This window comes from Candidatus Eisenbacteria bacterium, from assembly GCA_030017955.1.
In the GTDB taxonomy this organism is placed as follows: Bacteria; Eisenbacteria; RBG-16-71-46; order JASEGR01; family JASEGR01; genus JASEGR01.
The window spans coordinates 1-2,196 of record JASEGR010000180.1 but is presented as its reverse complement, the minus strand read 5'-3'; the positions used below and the strand labels follow the sequence as shown (position 1 = coordinate 2,196).

Here is a 2,196-nt window from a genome sequence, read left to right as displayed (position 1 = left end):
GGATAATCGCGGTTGATCCCTGGCCGGCCGATGTTTCCGGTCGTGTCCTTATGAAAACAGCGGCTTCAACAGCGGCAAAAGAACATTCAAGATTTACGTCCCTAAAGTGGACTTGGATATCGACGTTGATGACGACGGCGATGTTGATGATGACGACGAGGCGAAGGAGGAAAGTCCGGGGGCCATCGTCTTCGAGAACTGGGACAACGATGATGGGGACGCGGCCCATACGCCGGACAGGGACGAGACATCCGTGACGGGGGAGAACGATCTCGTTCCCATCTATCCGAAGCTTGAACCAACGCTGACCACCGGCACGCTGAAACTGGAAGCCACAGCCGGAGGATCTCGGGTCAAGGTCTGGACATTGGCCACGAAAGGGACAGAGATCACTTTGCCGAAGACCTGGAATCTGGCGACGGAGACGGTCCCTGCCACGCTTTACCTTGAAGGCTACGATGAGAGCGCATCGGCGAACGACGTTGAATTGAAGTTGAGCTACGCCAACGGCGGCGCTTCAATCTCTGACGACGAACTGAAGATAACGGTTGTCAGACGGAACTTCGGTGTCGCGGTCTACCGCGACCTCGACATGACCGGCTGGACCGAGTACGGACATGCGGGATTGATCACGGGATACACGGGCACCAGGATCAAAGCCAGCCTCACCAATCAACAGAATTGGGTCGTCACTGAAATGGGCCCCCGTGTCGGAGTGCACATCAACAACTTGGCGGCCTTCATTGCGAAGAGGCCGCCATACTACGGCGCTTTTTCTGTTCAGAACCTCACAGATGCCAAGAGAAACGAGATTCTGAGCAACGCGACCAACTGCCTGGCCGAAAGCGTTGAATACTGCTTCATGTACATCCTAACCTACGATGGTGGCAGTTGGGACGGGACCATTGCCGACATTCATGAGATGCGCTGTGATGGCTTGGTCGAAGCCTGCTACGAACTTGCCGGTCAGGATGTGTGGGGCCGAAATGGAACCCACTATCCCATTCAGAACTGGCTTTCCGAACATGACAACCTTGGCAAGGACGAGCCTCAGACAGAACTGTCCCCCATCGTCCAGAGAGGCGGCGTTACCAACAGTCCGACAAGATTCGTTCAGACCGTCTTGTTTCAACCCGGGACATTACCTTGAAGGAGCTATGACATGACCAGGAACGTTGTCATTTTGGCTGCGAGTCTTGCGGTCTCTTGTTCTGCCTACGCTGTCGATGGAAAGGATTCGTATGCGCGGTATCGGTTCATCATAGAAGACAAGAGCATCTTGTCTCAGGCGGAACGTACAGCGAAAGTGCGTCAGCACTTGTGTTCGATGAGTGAAGAAGACTTTTGGGACTTCATCCGCGAACTGGCAAGAGATCCTGAATACGATTGGGAGAAGCACGCAGAAGCGCCGATAGGCATGGCGATGCTGGCAGGAATCTACTACCTGAATCTTGCACGTCTTTTCCATGCATCGCCCTCAGTGCCGCTCTGTGCGGCCCTCTGCGTGCAAGAAGTTTCTTGCACGGCATCACCCATATGGTTACGCGGACTATGACACGCAAAATCGCTCTAGTGCCTGCTACGACGCGTTCATTCGGCCGTGGGGTCGTCCGGGCGGCGCAAGATTCAGGTACTACGGAACGAGTCAAACCAACAAAGTGCTTTCTGTGAAGACACTCGGGCAGCTTTCCGATCGAAGCCTCCCTGATTCATGGAAGTGGGCTATCCTCGACACTCTCCGGCTGCATAATCGCTGTGACCTTTCTGGCGCGGAAACCGCGACTGTGGTGTCTTTACTGTCAGAGGCGGGGGCAAATGGTCAGAATTCGGATAAACTGCGATCGGTATGTCTTCAGAAACTTGGAAGCTTCCTCTTCACCCAGCGAGAAATCACCACGCAGAAGGTCCCGGACTTGAAGGACGCGCTGGAGAAACAAGACCGAGCCGCTTTGCCGAAGAGGGACGACGCCAATGTCAAACAGGCGGCGAAACTCATTGACGCCATCGGCACCTACAAGACGACCCTACAAAAGACGGCGGACGAAGTGAAGGACGAGCAGATCAAGGCCAATCTGAAGAAACGCCTTACGAAGTGGGAACCTACTTCCGTTACGCCGACCAAGTGACCTATCCCCCAGCTTATGGACGTTGACCAAGCCATCGAGATCGTGACGAAACTTGCCGACGGGGTTGACC

3 protein-coding genes are annotated in these 2,196 nt (G+C 54.7%); all 3 read left to right on the top strand.

Translation table 11 applies throughout. From position 1 onward, the window contains the following. Nucleotides 1-106 precede the first annotated feature (106 nt). Nucleotides 107-1,150, top strand: a complete 1,044-nt coding sequence (locus QME66_13470; protein ID MDI6809956.1) for a hypothetical protein — start codon at nt 107-109, stop codon at nt 1,148-1,150. Between the two features lie 12 nt (nt 1,151-1,162). After that, complete coding sequence (locus QME66_13465; GenBank protein ID MDI6809955.1) at nt 1,163-1,555, top strand: hypothetical protein; 393 nt, start codon at nt 1,163-1,165, stop codon at nt 1,553-1,555. Between the two features lie 112 nt (nt 1,556-1,667). After that, a complete protein-coding gene (locus QME66_13460) occupies nt 1,668-2,126 on the top strand; it encodes a hypothetical protein (protein ID MDI6809954.1) in 459 nt (152 codons plus the stop codon). Nucleotides 2,127-2,196 lie beyond the last annotated feature (70 nt).